The organism is Streptomyces sp. NPDC088197, from assembly GCF_044741185.1.
Classification (GTDB): Bacteria; Actinomycetota; Actinomycetes; order Streptomycetales; family Streptomycetaceae; genus Actinacidiphila.
Map to the genome: position 1 here is coordinate 189,398 of NZ_JBIUSD010000006.1, position 20,759 is coordinate 210,156.

General features: G+C 71.4%; 18 protein-coding genes. 15 read left to right on the forward strand and 3 right to left on the reverse strand.

The window, feature by feature from the left end; all coding sequences use genetic code 11:
• Positions 1-144: 144 nt before the first annotated feature.
• Positions 145-2,379 (reverse strand): elongation factor G-like protein EF-G2, encoded by a 2,235-nt coding sequence (locus tag ACIOC1_RS17190; RefSeq protein ID WP_391046583.1) that lies wholly within the window; start codon positions 2,377-2,379, stop codon positions 145-147.
• 286 nt (positions 2,380-2,665) lie between these two features.
• Between ACIOC1_RS17190 and pgsA the strand changes: the two genes are divergently transcribed.
• The 15 genes from pgsA (at position 2,666) to ACIOC1_RS17265 (ending at position 18,289) form a co-directional block, all read left to right on the forward strand.
• The gene (gene pgsA / locus ACIOC1_RS17195; protein ID WP_355332539.1) at positions 2,666-3,334 is read left to right on the forward strand and encodes a phosphatidylinositol phosphate synthase; all 669 of its coding nucleotides are present in this window, start codon (positions 2,666-2,668) and stop codon (positions 3,332-3,334) included.
• On the forward strand, positions 3,331-4,479 hold the full coding sequence (locus tag ACIOC1_RS17200) for a phosphatidylinositol mannoside acyltransferase (RefSeq protein ID WP_401855074.1): 1,149 nt from the start codon (positions 3,331-3,333) through the stop codon (positions 4,477-4,479). The genes pgsA and ACIOC1_RS17200 overlap by 4 nt, the downstream gene beginning before the upstream one ends.
• A complete protein-coding gene (locus tag ACIOC1_RS17205; protein WP_401855077.1) occupies positions 4,476-5,636 on the forward strand; it encodes a glycosyltransferase family 4 protein in 1,161 nt (386 codons plus the stop codon). Before ACIOC1_RS17200 ends, ACIOC1_RS17205 begins: the two co-directional genes overlap by 4 nt.
• Before the next feature lie 2 nt (positions 5,637-5,638).
• Entirely contained in the window at positions 5,639-6,187 is a 549-nt protein-coding gene (locus ACIOC1_RS17210; protein ID WP_355332532.1) for a hypothetical protein, read from the forward strand.
• A gap of 176 nt (positions 6,188-6,363) precedes the next feature.
• Positions 6,364-7,272: a pyridoxal 5'-phosphate synthase lyase subunit PdxS gene (gene pdxS / locus ACIOC1_RS17215; protein ID WP_355332529.1), complete on the forward strand. Its 909-nt coding sequence runs from the start codon at positions 6,364-6,366 to the stop codon at positions 7,270-7,272.
• Between the two features lie 7 nt (positions 7,273-7,279).
• Complete coding sequence (pdxT, locus tag ACIOC1_RS17220) at positions 7,280-7,873, forward strand: pyridoxal 5'-phosphate synthase glutaminase subunit PdxT (protein ID WP_355332527.1); 594 nt, start codon at positions 7,280-7,282, stop codon at positions 7,871-7,873.
• Positions 7,874-7,939: 66 nt separating this feature from the next.
• Entirely contained in the window at positions 7,940-8,692 is a 753-nt protein-coding gene (locus ACIOC1_RS17225; protein WP_401855081.1) for a YebC/PmpR family DNA-binding transcriptional regulator, read from the forward strand.
• A gap of 175 nt (positions 8,693-8,867) precedes the next feature.
• Positions 8,868-9,407, forward strand: a complete 540-nt coding sequence (ruvC, locus tag ACIOC1_RS17230; protein WP_401855083.1) for a crossover junction endodeoxyribonuclease RuvC — start codon at positions 8,868-8,870, stop codon at positions 9,405-9,407.
• Positions 9,404-10,015: a Holliday junction branch migration protein RuvA gene (ruvA, locus tag ACIOC1_RS17235; RefSeq protein ID WP_391046594.1), complete on the forward strand. Its 612-nt coding sequence runs from the start codon at positions 9,404-9,406 to the stop codon at positions 10,013-10,015. Before ruvC ends, ruvA begins: the two co-directional genes overlap by 4 nt.
• 84 nt (positions 10,016-10,099) lie before the next feature.
• Positions 10,100-11,164, forward strand: a complete 1,065-nt coding sequence (gene ruvB / locus ACIOC1_RS17240; RefSeq protein ID WP_355332520.1) for a Holliday junction branch migration DNA helicase RuvB — start codon at positions 10,100-10,102, stop codon at positions 11,162-11,164.
• Between the two features lie 163 nt (positions 11,165-11,327).
• Positions 11,328-11,801 (forward strand): preprotein translocase subunit YajC, encoded by a 474-nt coding sequence (yajC, locus tag ACIOC1_RS17245; RefSeq protein WP_355332517.1) that lies wholly within the window; start codon positions 11,328-11,330, stop codon positions 11,799-11,801.
• Positions 11,802-11,879: 78 nt separating this feature from the next.
• Positions 11,880-13,646, forward strand: a complete 1,767-nt coding sequence (gene secD, locus ACIOC1_RS17250; RefSeq protein ID WP_355332515.1) for a protein translocase subunit SecD — start codon at positions 11,880-11,882, stop codon at positions 13,644-13,646.
• Positions 13,646-14,848 (forward strand): protein translocase subunit SecF, encoded by a 1,203-nt coding sequence (gene secF / locus ACIOC1_RS17255; RefSeq protein WP_401855087.1) that lies wholly within the window; start codon positions 13,646-13,648, stop codon positions 14,846-14,848. The genes secD and secF overlap by 1 nt, the downstream gene beginning before the upstream one ends.
• Before the next feature lie 169 nt (positions 14,849-15,017).
• Entirely contained in the window at positions 15,018-15,578 is a 561-nt protein-coding gene (locus ACIOC1_RS17260; RefSeq protein WP_355332509.1) for an adenine phosphoribosyltransferase, read from the forward strand.
• A 380-nt stretch (positions 15,579-15,958) separates the two neighbouring features.
• Positions 15,959-18,289: a bifunctional (p)ppGpp synthetase/guanosine-3',5'-bis(diphosphate) 3'-pyrophosphohydrolase gene (locus tag ACIOC1_RS17265; RefSeq protein WP_355333552.1), complete on the forward strand. Its 2,331-nt coding sequence runs from the start codon at positions 15,959-15,961 to the stop codon at positions 18,287-18,289.
• Between the two features lie 102 nt (positions 18,290-18,391).
• Here the strand turns inward: ACIOC1_RS17265 and ACIOC1_RS17270 are convergent, their stop codons facing one another.
• Both ACIOC1_RS17270 and ACIOC1_RS17275 read right to left on the reverse strand, forming a co-directional pair.
• Complete coding sequence (locus ACIOC1_RS17270; RefSeq protein ID WP_188285205.1) at positions 18,392-19,621, reverse strand: DUF349 domain-containing protein; 1,230 nt, start codon at positions 19,619-19,621, stop codon at positions 18,392-18,394.
• 143 nt (positions 19,622-19,764) lie between these two features.
• The gene (locus ACIOC1_RS17275) at positions 19,765-20,619 is read right to left on the reverse strand and encodes a peptidylprolyl isomerase (RefSeq protein ID WP_355332507.1); all 855 of its coding nucleotides are present in this window, start codon (positions 20,617-20,619) and stop codon (positions 19,765-19,767) included.
• Positions 20,620-20,759: the final 140 nt, after the last annotated feature.

Sequence of the window (20,759 nt, forward strand, 5' to 3'; positions counted from 1 at the left end):
CACGTTCGGAGCAGTCTCCAGATTAGCGGCGCGACGGCCCGCGGCGTGGCCGCGAGCCGCCGATTGGCCAGCGGACATGTCCACTTGGCGACTTAGCGGCGCTGTTCCGGCGTCCGCCGGCGCTGATTCTCCGTCGCGCGCCCGTCATCTGCCGTGCGCGGTCGCCTCGTCCTTCTCCTCCTGCCGGCGCAGTCTCGTGGCCAGTTGGGCGGGCATCGGCTCGTGCCGCGCGTAGTGCCGGCTGAACCGGCCGGTGCCGTGCGACAGCGACCGCAGATCGACGGCGTAGCGGCCGATCTCGATCTCCGGGACCTCGGCGCGCACCACCGACCGCCCGTCTGCGGCCGGTTCGGTGCCCAGCACCCGGCCGCGCCGCCCCGACAGATCGCTCATCACCGAACCGACGTACGCGTCCGGCACCAGCACGCCGACCTCGCAGACCGGTTCCAGCAGATGGATGGGCGCGCCCGCGGCGGCCTCGCGCAGGGCGAGCGCGCCCGCGGTCTGGAAGGCGGCGTCGGAGGAGTCCACCGAGTGCGCCTTGCCGTCGGTGAGGGTGACCCGGATGTCGACCACCGAGAAGCCGAGCGCGACCCCGCGGGCGGCCTGGGTGCGGACGCCCTTCTCCACCGACGGGATGAACTGCCGCGGCACCGCCCCGCCGATCACCTTGTCCACGAACTCGATGCCGGAGCCGACCGGCAGCGGCTCCACCTGGATGTCGCAGATCGCGAACTGCCCGTGCCCGCCGGACTGTTTGACGTGCCGCCCGCGGGCCGTCACCGGCTCGCCGAAGGTCTCCCGCAGCGACACCTTGTGCGGCACCGCGTCGACCTGCACCCCGTACCGGTTGCGCAGCCGCTCCAGGGCGACGTCGGCGTGCGCCTCGCCCAGGCACCACAGGACGACCTGCCGGGTGTCCGGATTCTGTTCGAGACGCATCGTCGGGTCCTCGGCGACCAGCCGCGCCAGGCCCTGGGAGAGCTTGTCCTCGTCGGCCTTGCTGTGCGCCTCGATGGCGATCGGCAGCAGCGGGTCCGGCATCACCCACGGCTCCATCAGCAGCGGCCCGTCCTTGGCCGAGAGCGTGTCGCCGGTCTCGGCGCGGGTCAGCTTGGCCACGCACACCAGATCGCCCGCGCCCGCCGAGGGCACCGGCCGCTGGTGCTTGCCGAAGGGCGACGACAGCGCCCCGACCCGCTCGTCCACGTCGTGATCCTCGTGCCCGCGGTCCTCCATGCCGTGGCCCGACACGTGCACCGTCTCGTCCGGCCGCAGGGTGCCGGAGAAGACCCGCACCAGACTGATCCGGCCCACGTACGGGTCCGAGGACGTCTTGACCACCTCGGCGGCCAGCGGCCCCTCCGGGTCGCAGACCAGCGCGGGGCGCCCGCCGCCGTCCGGCGTCGTGACCGGCGGCGCCTCCCGCTCCAGCGGGGTCGGGAAACCGCCGGTGATCAGCTCCAGCAGCTCCACGGTGCCCAGGCCCTGCCGGGCGCCGTCCGCGGCGGGCGCGGCGGCCAGCACCGGGTGGAAGGAGCCGCGCGCCACCGCCCGCTCCAGGTCGTCGACGAGCGTCTTGACGTCCAGTTCCTCGCCGCCGAGGTAGCGGTCCATCAAGGTCTCGTCCTCGCTCTCGGCGATGATCCCCTCGATGAGCCGGTTGCGCGCCTGCTCCACCAGCGGCGCCAGCGCCGCGTCCGGCTCGGCCTCGGCCCGCTCGCCGGACGCGTAGTCGTACACCCGCTGCGAGAGCAGCCCCGCCAGGCCCGTCACCGGGGCGTGGCCGTCGGGGCCCGCGGGCCCGTGCACCGGCAGATACAGCGGCAGCACCGAATCGGGGGAGTCGCCGCCCAGCTCCGCCGCGCACTGCGCCGCCATCTCCTCGAAACCGGCCCGCACCGACTCCAAGTGCGTCACCACGACCGCCCGCGGCATCCCGACGGCCGCGCACTCCTCCCACACCATCCGGGTCGCGCCGCCGATGCCCTCGCCGTCCTGCGCGGCCGACACGACGAACAGGGCCGCGTCCGCGGCGCGCAGACCGGCCCTCAACTCCCCGACGAAATCGGCGTAGCCGGGGGTGTCCAGCAAATTGACCTTGATCCCGCCCCACTCCACGGGGACGAGCGAGAGCTGTACGGAGCGCTGCTGCCGCTGCTCGATCTCGTCGTGGTCGGACACCGAGCCGCCGTCCTCGACCCGGCCCGCCCGGTTCACCGCGCCGGTGGTCAGCGCCAGCGCCTCCACCAATGTCGTCTTGCCCGATCCGCAATGGCCGACCAGCACCACATTGCGCACGTTCTCGGGGCGGTCGGCCGCCGGTGCCCTTCCGGCGGCTCCTGGCTGTGCGTCTCTCCTGTCCGCTGCACCACCCACGCGTTCTCGCCTCCCGGTCCTCACTGCACGGACCGCGCCCTCGGTGGGGGGCGCGTCACAGGGGCGCCACGGGAGACCGCTCAACGCACAGGCGGCCTCGACGACGCCCGCGGTCTTTCGACCTTCCCACGGCCGTCCGGGTGCGTCCATACGTCGTACGCCGGGCCGCCGCCCCCGCCGCTCCGGCACGGCCTGGGACATCCGGTGCGCGCGGGCTGGCTACGATGGGCCATCCGGCTGCCGCTCCGGCCGCCGTGACACCATCCTCCGACCTGTCGGGAAGGCCATGCTGAACAAGTACGCGCGTGCGTTCTTCACGCGTGTTCTCACGCCGTTCGCCGCATTTCTGCTCCGCAAGGGGGTCAGCCCCGACGCGGTGACCCTGCTCGGCACCGCGGGTGTCATGGCGGGCGCACTGGCCTTCTATCCCAGGGGCGAGTTCTTCTGGGGCACCGTGGTGATCACGCTCTTCGTCTTCTCCGACCTGGTGGACGGCAACATGGCCCGCCAGGCCGGGGTCTCCAGCCGCTGGGGCGCCTTCCTCGACTCGACCCTCGACCGGGTCGCCGACGCGGGCATCTTCGGCGGACTCGCCATGTGGTACGCGGGCCGCGGCGACGACCTCGTGCTGTGCGCGGTGACGATCTTCTGCCTGGCCAGCGGCCAGGTGGTGTCCTACACCAAGGCGCGCGGCGAGGCGATCGGCCTGCCGGTGAACGTCAACGGACTGGTCGAGCGCGCCGAGCGCCTGGTGATCACGCTGACCCTGTGCGGCTTCGCCGGCCTGCACAAGTTCGGCGTCCCCGGCATCCAGTACCTGCTGCCGATCGCCCTGTGGGCGGTCGCCGCGGGCAGCCTGGTCACCCTCGTCCAGCGGGTCGTCACCGTACGCCGCGAGTCCGCGGAGGCCGACGCCGCAGCCGCCGCCACCTCGGGGCAGGGGAGCAGCGCGTGAGCGAGGACGCCTCCCGGGCCGCGCGGCTCAGGGGGAGCCTCGCCGACGGGCTCTACGGGCTCGGCTGGAGCGCGGTCAAGACGCTGCCGGAACCGGCCGCCCGAGCGCTCGGCCGCGCCATCGCGGACGTCACGTGGCGGCAGCGCGGCAAGGGCGTCCGACGCCTCGAGGCCAACCTGGTCCGGGTCGTGCCGGACGCCGACGAGGCACGGCTGCGCGCGCTGTCGCGCTCGGTCATGCGGTCCTACCTGCGCTACTGGATGGAGTCCTTCCGGCTCCCGGCCTGGAGCAAGGACCGCATCCGCGGCGGCTTCGACCCCGCCGACGTCCACTACCTGACCGACGGCCTCGCCGCCGGGCGCGGCGTCATCCTGGCGCTGCCGCACATGGCCAACTACGACCTGGCCGGCGCCTGGGTGACCACCGCGCTCGACACCCCCTTCACCACCGTCGCCGAGCGCCTGAAGCCCGAGACGCTGTACGACCGCTTCGTCGCCTACCGCGAGAGCCTGGGCATGGAGGTGCTGCCGCACACCGGCGGCGCCGCTTTCGGCACCCTGGCCCGGCGGCTGCGGTCCGGCGGCCTGGTCTGCCTGGTCGCCGACCGGGACCTGTCGGCCAGCGGCGTCGAGGTCGACTTCTTCGGCGAGCGCACCCGGCTGCCCGCGGGCCCGGCCATGCTCGCCCAGCAGACCGGAGCGCTGCTGCTCCCCGTCACCCTCTGGTACGACGAGTCGCCCGTCATGCGCGGCCGCGTCCACCCGCCGGTCGAGGTCCCCGCGACCGGCGACCGTACGTCGAAGACGGCCGCGATGACACAGCGACTGGCCGACGCGTACGCCTCCGGCATCGCCGAGCACCCCGAGGACTGGCACATGCTGCAACGCCTGTGGCTGTCCGACCTCGAACCCCGCCCCGAACCCCCGGCTGGCGGCGCCGACACGGCCGGGGAGAGCGCGGGAGCAACGGCGGAGGGCACGTCCGGCGTCTCCCCGCGGGGCGGCCCGGGCACGGCCGCGGCCGAAGGCGCCGGTGGGGCCGACGGCACGGACGGCGCCCACAGCACGGCCGGCACGGACGGCCCGTCGGGCGCGGGCGGTACGGCCGGCGGCCCACCTGACCACTCCGGAACGGAGAAAACGTGAGGATCGGGATCGTCTGCCCGTACTCCTGGGACGTCCCCGGCGGCGTCCAGTTCCACATCCGCGACCTCGCCGAGCACCTGATCGGCCTCGGCCACGAGGTCTCCGTGCTCGCCCCCGCCGACGACGAGACACCGCTGCCGCCGTACGTGGTGTCGGCGGGCCGCGCCGTGCCGGTCCCGTACAACGGCTCGGTCGCCCGGCTCAACTTCGGCTTCCTGTCCGCCGCCCGGGTCCGCCGCTGGCTGCACGACGGCAACTTCGACGTCATCCACATCCACGAACCCGCCTCGCCCTCGCTCGGCCTGCTGGCCTGCTGGGCGGCGCAGGGCCCGATCGTGGCCACCTTCCACACCTCCAACCCGCGGTCGCGCGCGATGATCGCCGCGTACCCGATCCTGCAACCCGCGCTGGAGAAGATCAGAGCCCGGATCGCGGTCAGCGAGTACGCCCGCCGCACCCTGGTCGAGCACCTGGGCGGCGACGCGGTCGTCATCCCCAACGGCGTCGACGTGGACTTCTTCGCGCGGGCCGAGCCCAAGAAGGAGTGGCAGGGCGGCACGATCGGCTTCATCGGGCGGATCGACGAGCCGCGCAAGGGCCTGCCCGTGCTGATCCGGGCAGTGCCGAAGATCCTCGCCGAGCTGCCCGGCACCCGGCTGCTGGTCGCGGGCCGCGGCGACGAGGAGGAGGCCGTCGAGTCGCTGCCCGAGGCGATGCGCGACCGGGTCGAATTCCTCGGCATGGTCAGCGACGAGGACAAGGCGCGGCTGCTGCGCAGCGTCGACGTCTACGTGGCGCCCAACACCGGCGGCGAGTCGTTCGGGATCATCCTGGTCGAGGCGATGTCGGCGGGCGCCGCCGTGCTCGCCAGCGACCTCGACGCCTTCGCGCAGGTCCTCGACCAGGGCGCGGCGGGCGAACTCTTCGCCAACGAGGACGCCGACGCGCTCGCCGCCGCCGCCCTGCGGCTGCTCGGCGACCCCGCCCGCCGTACCGAACTGCGCACCCGCGGCAGCGCCCATGTGCGGCGTTTCGACTGGTCGGTGGTCGGCGGTGACATCCTGTCCGTCTACGAGACCGTCACCGACGGCGCCGCGCATGTCGCCGCGGACGAACGCACCAGCCTTCGGGCGAGATTCGGCCTGGCAAGGGACTGACAGTGACCACCATCATCTGGGTCGCGGTCGCGATCGTCGCGATCGGCCTCTACCTGAGCTGGACGGCCGGGCGCCTCGACCGTCTGCACGCCCGGATCGACGCGGCGCGCGCCGCCCTGGACGCGCAACTGCTGCGCCGCGCCTCGGTGGCCCAGGAACTGGCCACGGCCGGTGTGCTGGACCCGGCCGCGTCGATCGTGCTGTACGAGTCCGCGCACGCCGCCCGGCAGGCCGAGCCGGAGCAGCGGGAGGTCGCCGAGAGCGAGCTGAGCCAGGCGCTGCGCGCGGTCTTCTCCGAGCCGGGCGCGGTCGCCGAGATCGGGGAGGCGCCGGGCGGCACCGAGGCGATCAAGGAGCTGACCCAGTCGGTACGGCGGGTGCCGATGGCCCGGCGCTTCCACAACGACGCGGTACGCGCCGCGCGGGCGGTCCGCAGACACCGCGTGGTGCGCTGGTTCCGGCTCGCGGGCCACGCCCCCTTCCCGCTGGCCTTCGAGATGGACGACGAGCCGCCGGTGCCGCTCACGGCGGACGGCGCCGGGTCGCACTGAACGCCCCGGCACCACGGAGCGCAGCGGCACCCGCCGGACACACCGATCCGCGCGGGCCACACGGCCACCCGCCGGCCCGCAGGGAGCCACCGCGGCGGAATTGGCCCTTTCCCGCCCCCGGCGACCGGCCGGACCATGGAGAAAAGCCACCGATTTCGTCAGCGAGTGAGGTCACCGTGTCCACCAGCCCCTCCGCCACCACCCCCGAGACCGGCACCGCACGCGTCAAGCGCGGTATGGCCGAGCAGCTCAAGGGCGGCGTGATCATGGATGTCGTCACCCCGGAGCAGGCGAAGATCGCCGAGGACGCGGGCGCCGTCGCCGTCATGGCACTGGAGCGGGTTCCGGCCGACATCCGCGCGCAGGGCGGCGTGGCCCGGATGTCCGACCCGGACATGATCGAGGGCATCATCAACGCGGTGTCCATCCCCGTGATGGCCAAGTCCCGGATCGGCCACTTCGTCGAGGCCCAGGTCCTCCAGGCGCTCGGCGTCGACTACATCGACGAGTCCGAGGTGCTGACCCCCGCCGACGAGGTCAACCACTCCGACAAGTGGGCCTACACCACCCCCTTCGTCTGCGGCGCCACCAACCTCGGCGAGGCCCTGCGCCGGATCGCCGAGGGCGCGGCCATGATCCGCTCCAAGGGCGAGGCCGGCACCGGCAACGTGGTCGAGGCCGTCCGCCACCTGCGCCAGATCAAGGGCGAGATCTCCCGCCTCAAGGGCCTGGACAACAACGAGCTGTACGCCGCCGCCAAGGACCTGCGCGCCCCGTACGAGCTGGTCAAGGAGGTGTCGGTGCTGGGCAAGCTGCCCGTCGTGCTGTTCTCCGCGGGCGGTGTGGCCACCCCGGCCGACGCCGCCCTGATGCGCCAGCTCGGCGCCGAGGGCGTCTTCGTCGGCTCCGGCATCTTCAAGTCCGGCGACCCGGCCAAGCGCGCCGCCGCGATCGTCCGCGCCACCACCTTCTTCGACGACCCGAAGGTCATCGCGGACGCCTCCCGCAACCTCGGCGAGGCCATGGTCGGCATCAACATCGACACCCTCCCGGAGTCCGAGCACTACGCCAACCGCGGCTGGTAAGGCGACGATGACCAGCTCTCCCACCATCGGCGTCCTGGCACTCCAGGGCGACGTCCGGGAGCATCTGACGGCACTGGCCGCGGCGGACGCCGCGGCCGGTCCCGTCCGGCGCCCGGAGGAACTGGCCGGAATCGACGGCCTGGTGATACCCGGCGGCGAGTCCACCACCATCTCCAAGCTCGCCGTGCTCTTCGGCCTGATGGAACCGCTGCGCGAGGCGATCCGCGGCGGCCTGCCGGTCTACGGCACCTGCGCGGGACTGATCATGCTCGCCGACAAGATCCTCGACCCCAGGTCCGGCCAGGAGACCTTCGGCGGCATCGACATGATCGTCCGTCGCAACGCCTTCGGCAGGCAGAACGAGTCCTTCGAAGCGGTCGTCGACGTCACGGGCGTCGAGGGCGGCCCGGTCGAGGGCGTCTTCATCCGCGCGCCGTGGGTCGAGTCGGTGGGTGCGGACGTGGAGGTGCTCGCCGAGTACGGTGGCCACATCGTCGCCGTCCGTCAGCGCAATGTGCTCGCCACGTCGTTCCACCCCGAACTGACCGGCGACCACCGGGTCCATGAATTCTTCGTGGACACTGTGCGCGCGGCGGGCTGACCGGATCCCGGTAGGATCGACGGCGCGACGAAAGACAGCATTTGGTGACGCGAAGGAGACAGTCGGATGTCCGGCCACTCTAAATGGGCTACGACCAAGCACAAGAAGGCCGTGATCGATGCCAAGCGCGGCAAGCTCTTCGCGAAGCTGATCAAGAACATCGAGGTCGCGGCGCGGACCGGTGGCGCCGACCCGGACGGCAACCCGACGCTGTTCGACGCCATCCAGAAGGCGAAGAAGAGCTCGGTACCGAACAAGAACATCGACAGCGCGGTCAAGCGCGGCGCCGGTCTCGAAGCCGGTGGCGCCGACTACCAGACGATCATGTACGAGGGCTACGGTCCCAACGGTGTCGCGGTGCTCATCGAGTGCCTGACCGACAACCGCAACCGCGCCGCGTCCGACGTGCGGGTGGCCATGACCCGCAACGGCGGCTCGATGGCCGATCCGGGCTCGGTGTCGTACCTGTTCAACCGCAAGGGCGTGGTGATCGTCCCCAAGGCTGAGCTGGGCGAGGACGACGTGCTGGACGCGGTGCTCGACGCGGGCGCCGAGGAGGTCAACGACCTCGGTGAGTCCTTCGAGGTGATCAGCGAGGCCACCGACCTGGTGCCGGTCCGCAAGGCGCTCCAGGAGGCCGGGATCGACTACGACTCGGCCGACGTCAACTTCCTGCCCACCATGCAGGTGGAGCTGGACGAGGACGGCGCGCGCAAGATCTTCAAGCTCATCGACGCGCTGGAGGACAGCGACGACGTGCAGAACGTCTTCGCCAACTTCGACGTCTCCGACGAGGTCATGGAGAAGGTCGACGCCTGAGCCGCGCTCAGGCGGTGACGCCGGGGCCGCGCGCGAGCGGACCCTGACGGACGGTCAGCCGGAGGGGCCGACGGGACACACCCCGTCGGCCCCTCCGCTGTTTGTCGGCCCCAACCGATAACCTGCACGAACAGGTTGGCGAAGACGGCGGCTGACGGGCGCGGAAGGGGGCGGCATGCGAGTGCTCGGCGTGGACCCGGGTCTGACCCGGTGCGGCATCGGAGTGGTGGACGGCGTTCCCGGACGCCCGCTGACGATGGTCGGCGTCGGCGTCGTACGCACCCCGGCCGACGCGGAGATCGGCGACCGGCTCGTCCTGATCGAGCGCGGCATCGAGGAGTGGCTCGACGAACACCGCCCGGAGGCGGTCGCCGTGGAGCGGGTCTTCAGCCAGCACAATGTGCGCACCGTGATGGGCACCGCCCAGGCGAGCGCGGTCGCCATGCTGTGCGCCGCCCGCCGCGGCCTGCCCGTCCACCTGCACACCCCCAGCGAGGTCAAGGCCGCCGTCACCGGCAGCGGCCGGGCCGACAAGGCGCAGGTCGGCGCGATGGTGACCCGGCTGCTGCGGCTCGACGCCCCGCCGAAACCGGCCGACGCCGCCGACGCGCTGGCACTGGCCATCTGTCACATCTGGCGCGGCGCGGCCACCAACCGCCTCCAGCAGGCCATCGCCGCCCACCGCCCCGTACGAGCCCAGGAGTCCGCCAAGTGATCGCCTTCGTCAGCGGCCAGGTCGCCGCGCTCGCCCCCGACACCGCGGTCATCGAGGTCGGCGGCGTGGGTATGGCCGTCCAGTGCGCCCCGAACACCCTGGCCGCGCTGCGGATCGGCCAGCCCGCCAAGCTCGCCACCTCCCTGGTGGTCCGCGAGGACTCGCTCACCCTCTACGGCTTCGCGGACGAGGACGAGCGGCAGGTCTTCGAACTGCTCCAGACCGTCAGCGGAGTCGGCCCCAGGCTCGCCCAGACGATGCTCGCCGTGCACACCCCGGACGCGTTGCGCTCCGCGGTCGCGGTCGGCGACGAGAAGGCGCTGACCGCGGTGCCCGGCATCGGCAAGAAGGGAGCGCAGCGGCTGCTCCTGGAGCTGAAGGACCGGCTGGGCGAACCGGTCGGCTCCGGCGCGGACCGGGGAATCGGCAGCCCGGTCGGCGACTCCTGGCGCGAGCAGCTGCACGCCGCGCTGCTCAGCCTCGGCTACGCCACCCGCGAGGCCGACGAGGCGGTCGCCGCCGTCACCCCGCAGGCCGAGGCCGAGCGGGAGCCGAACGTCGGCGTGCTGCTGCGCGCGGCCCTCCAGACCCTCAACCGCACCCGCTGACCGCCCTGTTGACGCCGCCGGCCGCACCCGTACCGGTGACGCCGGTCCGTACCGCCGACCCCACACCGACCCGAGAGACCAACCATGAACTGGGACGACGCCACCGACGAGCGGCCGGAGCGACTGGTCGGCGCCACCGCCGACCATGAGGACCAGGCGGTCGAGGCGGCGCTGCGCCCCAAGGACTTGGGGGAGTTTATCGGGCAGGAGCGCGTACGGCAGCAGCTCGACCTGGTGCTCAGGGCCGCCCGCCAGCGCCAGGGCACCGCGGACCACGTCCTGCTCTCCGGCGCCCCCGGCCTCGGCAAGACGACGCTGTCGATGATCATCGCGGCCGAGATGGGCGTGCCCATCCGGATCACCTCGGGACCCGCCATCCAGCACGCGGGCGACCTCGCCGCGATCCTGTCCTCGCTCCAGGAGGGCGAGGTGCTCTTCCTCGACGAGATCCACCGGATGTCACGGCCCGCCGAGGAAATGCTCTACATGGCGATGGAGGACTACCGGGTCGACGTGATCGTCGGCAAGGGCCCCGGCGCGACCGCGATCCCGCTGGAACTGCCGCCCTTCACCCTGGTCGGCGCCACCACCAGGGCCGGACTGCTGCCGCCGCCGCTGCGCGACCGCTTCGGCTTCACCGGCCACATGGAGTTCTACGCCCCCGCCGAGCTGGAGAAGGTCATCCGCCGCTCCTCCGGGCTGCTGGACGTCGAGGTCGCCGACGACGGCGCCGCCGAGATCGCCGGACGCTCCCGCGGCACCCCCCGGATCGCCAACCGGCTGCTGCGCCGGGTCCGCGACTACGCCCAGGTCAGGGCGGACGGTGTGATCAGCCGGGAGATCGCCGCCAAGGCGCTGGAGGTCTACGAGGTGGACGAGCGCGGGCTCGACCGGCTGGACCGGGCCGTGCTCCAGGCGCTGCTGAAGCTCTTCGGCGGCGGGCCCGTCGGCCTGTCCACGCTCGCCGTCGCGGTCGGCGAGGAGCGCGAGACCGTCGAGGAGGTCGCCGAGCCGTTCCTCGTCAGGGAGGGCCTGCTGGCCCGGACACCGCGCGGCCGGGTGGCCACGCCCGCGGCCTGGACGCACCTCGGTCTGGTACCGCCGCACAATCCCGCCGGACCCGGACAGAGCGGGTTGTTCGGACCCTGACCGCCGATAGACTCGCCCCTTCAGGAACCCCAGTGCCATGCTTGGCGTTGTTCAGGCGGCGAGCCAGCGCTTAGACTCCGCCGACGCCCTTCCTCCGGATCGGCACCCACATCCCGAAACCCAGGCCAGCCCCACGTTGGCCGTGCGAAGGAACGTCCAGACCGTGAGTATCGTCACTCTCCTCCCCTTGGTCCTGATTGTTGGCGTCATGTTCATGATGACGCGCTCGGCCAAGAACAAGCAGCGCCAGGCACTGACCATGCGGAACCAGATGGAGCCCGGATCGGGCGTCCGCACGATCGGTGGCATGTACGCCGTGGTCAAGGAAGTGAACGAGGAGACGGTCCTCCTTGAGCTGACGGACGGGGTGCACGCACACTTCGCGAAGAACGCCATCGGCGCCGTGCTGGCCGAAGAGGAGTTCAACCGGATCGTGCACGGCATCGAGCCGGAGGAGATCGAGCACGACGACACCGAGGACACCGAAGGCGACGTCACCGCCGACGCGGCTTCCGGGGATGCCGCTGCGACGGACGACGTCAAGAAGGACGCCAAGGACTCGGGCGAGCACCGCATCGATCTGAGCAAGACCGAGGACGCGCCGGGGCAGGACGGCCCCGACTCCACGTCCAAGTAAGGGTCCGGCTCTCACAACTTCGTGGCCACCCCATGAGCGTGCAGGCTCAGGGGCGGTAGGACAGGGAGAATCAAGAAGGTGGCAGCAGCCAACAAGGGCCGCAGGCCGTCCCCGGGGAGTCAGGGATACCCCGGGCGCGCTCTGGCCGTGATCGTGATCGCCCTGGTGGCGCTGACCGGAGGAATGTTCCTCTCCGGCAACACCACTCCCCGACTGGGCATCGACCTGGCCGGCGGTGTCAGCATCACGCTGACCGCCAAGGCGGACCAGGGGAACGCGGTCACCAAGTCCAATATGAACACGGCGGTCAGCATCATCAACCGCCGTGTCAACGGACTCGGTGTCTCCGAGGCGGAGGTGCAGACCCAGGGATCGAACAACATCATCGTCAACATCCCCAAGGGCACCAACGCCGCCCAGGCCGAGCAGCAGGTGGGCACCACCGCGCAGCTCGCCTTCCGTCAGGTGCTGACCGCCGCGGACGGCAACCCGGCCACGGCCGCGCCCAAGCCCTCGGCCAGCCCCTCGGCCTCCGGCGGTACGACGCCGAAGCCGAGCGGCACGCCCAGCGCGACGGGCACCCCGAAGGCCACCGGGAGCACCACGTCCAGTCCGCAGGGCCGCGCCGTCACCGACGCGCTGAAGTCGAGTGTGAACAAGGCGCCGACACCGACGCCCACCGCGACGCCCAGCAACCCGGCGACCACGCCCGGCACGGGCGCCGCCGACCTGTCGATCCCCGCCGACCTCCAGGCGAAGCTCGACAAGCTCGACTGCACCGACCCCACGCAGCGCACCGCGGCCAGCAAGGGCACCAAGCCCGGTGACAAGGTCGTCGCCTGCGGTCAGCAGGGCAACCAGTGGATCAAGTACGCGCTCGGCCCGACGCTGATCGACGGCAAGCGCGTCTCCGGCGCCAGCGCGAACTTCGACTCGCAGCAGGGCAACGGCTGGGTCGTCAACCTGACGTTCGACTCCAAGGGCGCCAGCCAGTTCACCAAGGTCACCGGTGACCTCGCCTCCCAGGCCCAGCCGAACAACCAGTTCGCGATCGACCTGGACGGCAACGTCGTCTCGGCCCCGTCGGTCTCCCAGGCCCTGCCCGGCGGCAGCGCCCAGATCTCCGGCAGCTTCACCCAGAAGTCCGCCGAGGACCTGGCGAACGTGCTGAAGTACGGCTCGCTGCCCCTGGCGTTCTCCATCCAGGACACGACCACGGTCTCTCCCGCCCTCGGCGGCGAGCAGCTCCGCGGCGGTCTGATCGCCGGCGCCGTCGGCCTCGTCCTGGTCGTGCTCTACATGTTCGCCTACTACCGCGGACTGAGCCTGGTGGCGCTCGCGAGCCTCGTGGTCTCGGGCGCGCTCACCTACACGATCATGTGTCTGCTCGGTGAGGCGATCGGCTTCGCCCTGAACCTGCCCGCGGTCTGTGGTGCCATCGTCGCCATCGGTATCACCGCCGACTCGTTCATCGTCTTCTTCGAACGGATCAGGGACGAGCTCCGTGAGGGCCGCTCGCTGCAACCCGCGGTCGCCCGCGGCTGGCCGCGCGCCCGGCGCACCATCCTGGTGTCGGACTTCGTGTCCTTCCTCGCCGCCGCCGTGCTGTTCACCGTGACGGTCGGCAAGGTCCAGGGCTTCGCGTTCACGCTCGGTCTCACCACCGTGCTCGACGTCGTCGTGGTGTTCCTGTTCACCAAGCCGCTGATGACGATCCTCGCCCGTCGCCCGTTCTTCGCTCAGGGCCACAGGTGGTCCGGTCTCGATCCCAAGGCGCTCGGCGTGAAGGCGCCGCTGCGTCGGAGCGTCCGCCACAACCGGCCCACCGAGACGAAGGAAGCCTGATGTCCAAGCTCAGCAATCTCGGTCACCGGCTGCACCGCGGCGAGATCGCGTACGACTTCGTCGGCCACCGCAAGATCTGGTACGGCGTATCGATCCTGATCACCGTCGTCGCCGCGGTCGGCCTGGTGGTCAACGGCCTCAAGCTCGGCATCGAGTTCTCCGGCGGCGCGGACTTCACCACGGCCAAGACCTCCATCTCGGTCGCGGACGCGCAGAGCAAGATCGAGGGCCACACCGCCGGCCACGACGCGACGATCCAGAAGCTGGGCAGCGGAAAGCTCCGCATCCAGGTCAGCGACATCTCCACCGAGGCGTCCAAGTCCGTCCAGCAGAACATCTCCAAGGAACTGGGCATCCCGCTCAAGGACATCGACGCGCAGATCGTCGGTCCGAGCTGGGGCAAGGAGATCTCCCACAAGGCCCTTCAGGGTCTGATCATCTTCCTGGTGCTGGTGGTCGCCTATCTGGCCATCGCCTTCGAATGGCGCAAGGCCGTCGCGGCACTGATCGCCCTGCTCCACGACCTCACGATCACGGTCGGTGTCTACGCCATCGTGGGCTTCGAGGTCACACCGGGCACGGTGATCGGTCTGCTCACCATCCTCGGTTACTCCCTCTACGACACCGTCGTCGTCTTCGACGGTCTGAAGGAGTCCACCAAGGACATCACCAAGCAGAACAGGTACACCTACAGCGAGATCGCCAACCGCAGCCTCAACGGCACCCTGGTGCGGTCGATCAACACCACGGTCGTCGCCCTGCTGCCGGTCGGCGCGCTGCTCTTCATCGGTGGCGGCATCCTCGGCGCGGGCATGCTCAACGACATCGCGCTCGCGCTGTTCGTCGGCCTCACCGCCGGTGCGTACTCCTCGATCTTCATCGCGACCCCGATCGTCGCGGACCTCAAGGAGCGCGACCCGGCGATGAAGCAGGTCCGCAAGCGGGTGCTCGCCCGCCGGGCCTCCGACGCCACGAAGGCCGCCGAGGCGGCCGCCCGCGGCGAGGAGCCCGCCGACCCCGACCCCGAGGACGGGGACGGGGACGACGACGACCAGGCGGAAGCCGCAGCGGCCGGCGCCGGTGTGGTGGGCCCGCGGGCCCAGGGCACCGCCCCGGGCAGCCGTTCCGGCGGCACCCGCGGCGCGTCCGCCAACCGCGGCACCCGTGGTGGCCGCAACCGCCCCTCGGGCAAGCGGCGCTGACCGTGAATCGCCGCCGCCCGGTCGACACCGACCGGGCGGCGGCGATTTTCCGTTTCCCGAACCACATCGACCGACCCTCGTCGACCGACGAGCGCTCCACGGCCCGAAGCGCCGTGGAACGACAAGCACGTCATGGACCGACGCGACATGAACCGACGAAAGTAGCGCGATGACCACCACGGACGCAGCCTCCGCCGAGCTCAGGGAACTGCTGCTCGGCCGCATCCGCGACGTACCGGACTACCCCCAGCCCGGCGTGATCTTCAAGGACATCACCCCGCTGCTGGCCGACCCCGTCGCCTTCAGCGCCCTGGTGGACGCGCTCGCCGCCCTGTGCGCGCGGCACGGCGCCACCAAGGTCGTCGGCCTCGAAGCCCGCGGCTTCATCCTCGCCGCCCCGGCCGCCGCCCGCGCGGGCCTCGGCTTCGTCCCGGTCCGCAAGGCGGGCAAACTGCCCGGAAAGACCCTGGCGCAGTCGTACGACCTGGAGTATGGCACCGCCGAGATCGAGGTGCAGGTCGACGCCTTCGCCGAGGGCGACCGCGTCCTGGTGATCGATGACGTCCTGGCCACCGGCGGCACCGCGGAAGCCTCGCTGGAGCTGATCCGGCGGACCGGCGCGACCGTCGCGGGCGTGGCCGTCCTGCTGGAGCTGGGCTTCCTCGGCGGCCGGGCGCGGCTGGCCCGGGTCCTGGGAGACGCCCCCCTGGACACCCTCGTCGCGATCTGACGCGCTCCGGACCGCGTACGGGCTCTCGGGCCGCGTACGGGCTCTCGTACGCCATTCGGGTCCGCGGGGCCCGGTTACGGCCTCCTACGAGCGTCCTGCGGCCCCGTACGGCGTACGCGGGGCCCGTACGGGTCCCTGAGGCGGGCGCCCGGCGGGCTCGGGCGCCCGCCTCTCGCCGCAGGTCGATACCATGGAACTTCTACCCCGCGTGAGGAGTGCTCTTGCCAGACCAGGCCCAGCCACTCGACGCCGCGGGCGGGAAGGAACCGGCCGCGGGTGGGACGGGGACGTCCGCCGACAGCCGGACCGCCGCACCCACCCCCGCTCCCGCTCCCGCCAAGCCCGCCGCGCCCGAACCGGCCGCGCCCGCCGTACGCCCGGTGCGTACGCCCGGCAGCGTCGCGCCGACGCGTCCCGGGGCCTCCTCCAGCCGCGTCCGCGCCCGCCTCGCCCGGCTCGGCGTCCAGCGCTCCAGCCCGTACAACCCGGTGCTCGAACCGCTGCTGCGCGTGGTGCGGGGCAACGACCCGAAGGGCGACAGCGCCCAGCTCCGGCAGATCGAGCGGGCCTACCAGGTCGCCGAGCGCTGGCACCGCGGCCAGAAGCGCAAGAGCGGCGACCCGTACATCACGCACCCGCTGGCCGTCACCACGATCCTCGCCGAACTGGGCATGGACCCCGCCACCTTGATGGCCGGGCTGCTGCACGACACCGTCGAGGACACCGAGTACGGCCTGGACGCGCTGCGCCGCGACTTCGGCGACCAGGTGGCGCTGCTGGTCGACGGCGTCACCAAGCTCGACAAGGTCAAATTCGGTGAGGCCGCGCAGGCCGAGACCGTGCGCAAGATGGTCGTCGCGATGGCCAAGGACCCCCGCGTCCTGGTGATCAAGCTCGCCGACCGGCTGCACAATATGCGCACGATGCGCTATCTCAAGCGCGAGAAGCAGGAGAAGAAGGCCCGCGAGACGCTGGAGATCTACGCCCCGCTGGCGCACCGGCTGGGCATGAACACCATCAAGTGGGAACTGGAGGACCTCGCCTTCGCGATCCTCTACCCCAAGATGTACGACGAGATCGTCCGGCTGGTCGCCGAGCGCGCCCCCAAGCGCGACGAATACCTCGCCGTGGTCACCGACCAGGTCCAGCAGGACCTGCGCGCCGCCCGGATCAAGGCCACCGTCACCGGCCGCCCGAAGCACTACTACAGCGTCTACCAGAAGATGATCGTCCGCGGCCGGGACTTCGCGGAGATCTACGACCTGGTGGGCATCCGCGTCCTGGTCGACACCGTCCGCGACTGCTACGCGGCGCTCGGCACCATCCACGCGCGATGGAATCCGGTCCCCGGCCGGTTCAAGGACTACATCGCGATGCCCAAGTTCAACATGTACCAGTCGCTGCACACGACGGTCATCGGGCCCAGCGGCAAGCCCGTCGAACTGCAGATCCGTACCTTCGACATGCACCGCCGCGCCGAGTACGGCATCGCCGCGCACTGGAAGTACAAGCAGGAGGCGGTGGCGGGCGCCTCCAAGGTGCGCACCGACAGCCCGCGGTCCGACAAGAAGGACGACGCGGTCAACGACATGGCGTGGCTGCGCCAGCTCCTGGACTGGCAGAAGGAGACCGAGGACCCCGGCGAGTTCCTGGAGTCGCTGCGCTTCGACCTCTCGCAGAGCGAGGTCTTCGTCTTCACGCCCAAGGGCGACGTGATAGCGCTGCCCGCGGGCGCCACCCCGGTGGACTTCGCGTACGCCGTGCACACCGAGGTCGGCCACCGGACCATAGGCGCCCGTGTCAACGGCCGCCTCGTACCGCTGGAGTCGACGCTCGACAACGGCGACACCGTCGAGGTCTTCACCTCCAAGGCCGCCGGGGCGGGGCCGTCCCGCGACTGGCTGGGCTTCGTCAAGTCGCCGCGGGCGCGCAACAAGATCCGCGCCTGGTTCTCCAAGGAGCGCCGCGAGGAAGCGGTCGAGCAGGGCAAGGAAGCCATCGCCCGCGCGATGCGCAAGCAGAATCTGCCGATCCAGCGGGTGCTCACCGGCGACTCGCTGGTCACCCTCGCGCACGAGATGCGCTACCCCGACATCTCCGCGCTCTACGCGGCGATCGGCGAGGGGCACATCACCGCGCAGTCCGTCGTGCAGAAGCTGGTCGACGCGCTCGGCGGCGAAGAGGGCGCCACCGAGGACATCGCGGAGATCACCACCCCCACACAGGGGCGCACCAAGCGGCGGGCCAACGCCGACCCCGGTGTCATCGTCAAGGGCGCCAGCGACGTCTGGGTCAAGCTCTCCCGCTGCTGCACCCCGGTGCCGGGCGACCCGATCATCGGCTTCGTCACCCGCGGCAACGGCGTCTCGGTGCACCGCGCCGACTGCGTCAACGTGGACTCGCTCTCGCAGCAGCCCGAGCGGATGATCGAGGTCGAGTGGGCGCCCACCCAGTCGTCGGTCTTCCTGGTCGCCATCCAGGTCGAGGCCCTCGACCGGTCCCGGCTGCTCTCGGACGTCACCCGCGTGCTGTCCGACCAGCACGTCAACATCCTGTCCGCGGCCGTCCAGACCTCCCGCGACCGCGTCGCCACCTCCCGCTTCACCTTCGAGATGGGCGACCCGAAGCACCTGGGCCACGTCCTGAAGGCGGTACGCGGCGTGGAGGGTGTCTACGACGTCTACCGGGTGACCTCGGGCCGCCAGAGGTAAGCGAGGCCGCGGGCGGGCGGGCACGACCCACCGGCCCGCGGACGCCCGACGGCCCCGGCACTCACCATGAGCGCCGGGGCCGTCGGGCGTGCCAGCGGCCGGTCAGCCGCCGAACTCGCCCATGCCCTTCAGGGCCGCGTCCAGCAGCGCCTGACGCCCGTCAAGCTCCGACTGGAGCTTGTCCGCCTTCGCGGTGTTCCCCGCGGAGCGCGCCGCGTCGATCTGCTTCTGGAGCTTCTCGACCGCCGCCTGGAGCTGACCGGTCAGACCGGCCGCCCGCGCCCGGACCTCGGGGTTGGTGCGCCGCCACTCGGCTTCCTCGGACTCGGCCAGCGCACGCTCCACCGCGTGCATGCGGGCCTCGATCCGCGGCCGCGCGTCCCGCGGCACGTGCCCGATGGCCTCCCAGCGCTCGTTGAGCGAGCGGAAGGCGGCACGCGCCGACTTCAGCTCGGTCACCGGGAGCAGCTTCTCGGCCTCGACGACCAGCTCCTCCTTGAGCGCGAGGTTGTCGCGCTGCTCGGTGTCCCGCTCGGCGAACACCTCGGAGCGGGCGGCGAAGAAGACGTCCTGGGCGCCGCGGAAGCGGTTCCACAGATCGTCCTCGGCCTCGCGCTGCGCACGCCCGGCCGCCTTCCACTCCGTCATCAGCTCGCGGTAGCGGGCCGCGGTGGGCCCCCAGTCCGTCGAGTTCGACAGCGACTGCGCCTCGGTGACCAGCTTCTCCTTCGTCCGCCTGGCCTCCTCGCGCTGCGCGTCGAGCGACGCGAAGTGCGCCTTGCGGCGCTTGGAGAACACCGAACGGGCGTGGCTGAAGCGGTGCCACAGCTCGTCGTCCGCCTTGCGGTCGAGTCGCGGCAGGCCCTTCCAGGTGTCGACCAGGGCGCGCAGCCGCTCGCCCGCGGTCCGCCACTGCTCGCTCTCGGCGAGCTGCTCGGCCTCCGCGACAAGCTGCTCCTTGGCGACCTTCGCCTCTTCGCTCTGCTTCGCCCTGGCCGCCTTGCGCTCCTCGCGCCGGGAGTCCACCAGCGCGACCAGCGCGTCGAGCCGTTCGCCCAGCGCCGCCAGATCGCCCACCGCGTGCGCCTCGGTCACCGAGACGCGCAGGTGCTCGATCGCGGCCAGCGCGTCCTTGGGCGCGAGATCGGTGGTCCGCACCCGTCGTTCGAGGAGGCCGATCTCCACGACGAGTCCTTCGTACTTGCGCTCGAAGTAGGCGAGCGCCTCCTCAGGAGAACCCGCCTGCCACGAACCGACCTCCTTCTCCCCGTCGGCCGTACGCACGTACACGGTCCCCGTCTCATCGACGCGGCCCCACGGGTCGCTGCTCACAGCGCCTCCTCCACGTGATGCCCGGCCGGCTCACGGCCGGACATCTTCCACAGAATTTCACCGGTTGGGCCGCACGCCCTGACCGGTCCAACGCCAACATAGGCGACCAGCACCCCGGCTGTCCGCATCCGATGCGGGCCCAATCAGGATTTGCTGACGGTCGCCTTGTTGATCACCACGGTCGCGTTCGGCGCGGTGTTGCCCGTCGTCTGGTCGGCGGGCTGGGCGCCCGCGGCGGCGATTTTGTCGAGCACCTTCATACCGGCGGCGTCGATCGTGCCGAACGGCGTGTAGCTCGGAGCCAGCGGGCTGTCCTTGTAGACCAGGAAGAACTGGCTGCCGCCGGTGTGCGCCTGGCCGGTGTTGGCCATGGCCACGGTGCCCGCCGGGTACGTCACGGTCTTCTGCGCGTCGGCCTTGCCGAACGCCGTCAGATTCTCGTCCGGGATCGTGTAGCCGGGGCCGCCGTTGCCCTGCGCGGTCGGGTCGCCGCACTGGAGGACGAAGATGCCCTCGGTGGTCAGCCGGTGGCACTTGGTGTGGTCGAAGAAGCCCTTGTCCGCGAGGAACTTGAAGGAGTTCGTGGTGTCGGGGGCCTTCGCCGCGTCCAGCGCGATCGGGATCGAGCCGCAGGTCGTCTGGAGCGTGAAGGTGTACTTCGCGCTCTTGTCGATCGCCATCTTCGGCTCGGTCTTCCACTGCTCCGTGCCCGGCGCGCCCGCGTCCGCCTTGCCGCACGGGTCCGGCGCCTTCGAGGGGGTCGCCGACGGCGACGCGCTGGCGTTGGCCGCCGCGTCGTCCGTGGACTTCTTCTTGCCGCTGCTGTCGAAGGCGCCCAGGCCCCAGGCGGAACCGCCGCCGATGACGACCACGGCGAGCACGGCGGCGATCACCGAATTGCGCGTCCGCGACTTGCGGCGCATCTGCACCCGCCGCTGCTGCTGCCGCTCGAACTTCTCCCGGGCGAGCTGCCGCCGCCGCTGATCCTTGGTGACCACTTCGCCGTCTCCCGGTCGTGTCTCGTGAGTGCTGTGCGATGACTGTGTTTCCGCTGTCCACGACCTGTTGGCAGGCCGTGTGCCGCGGTGCGCTCGAACGCGAATACGCGTGCCGCAGATCTTCGCGGCATGCGCGTCCC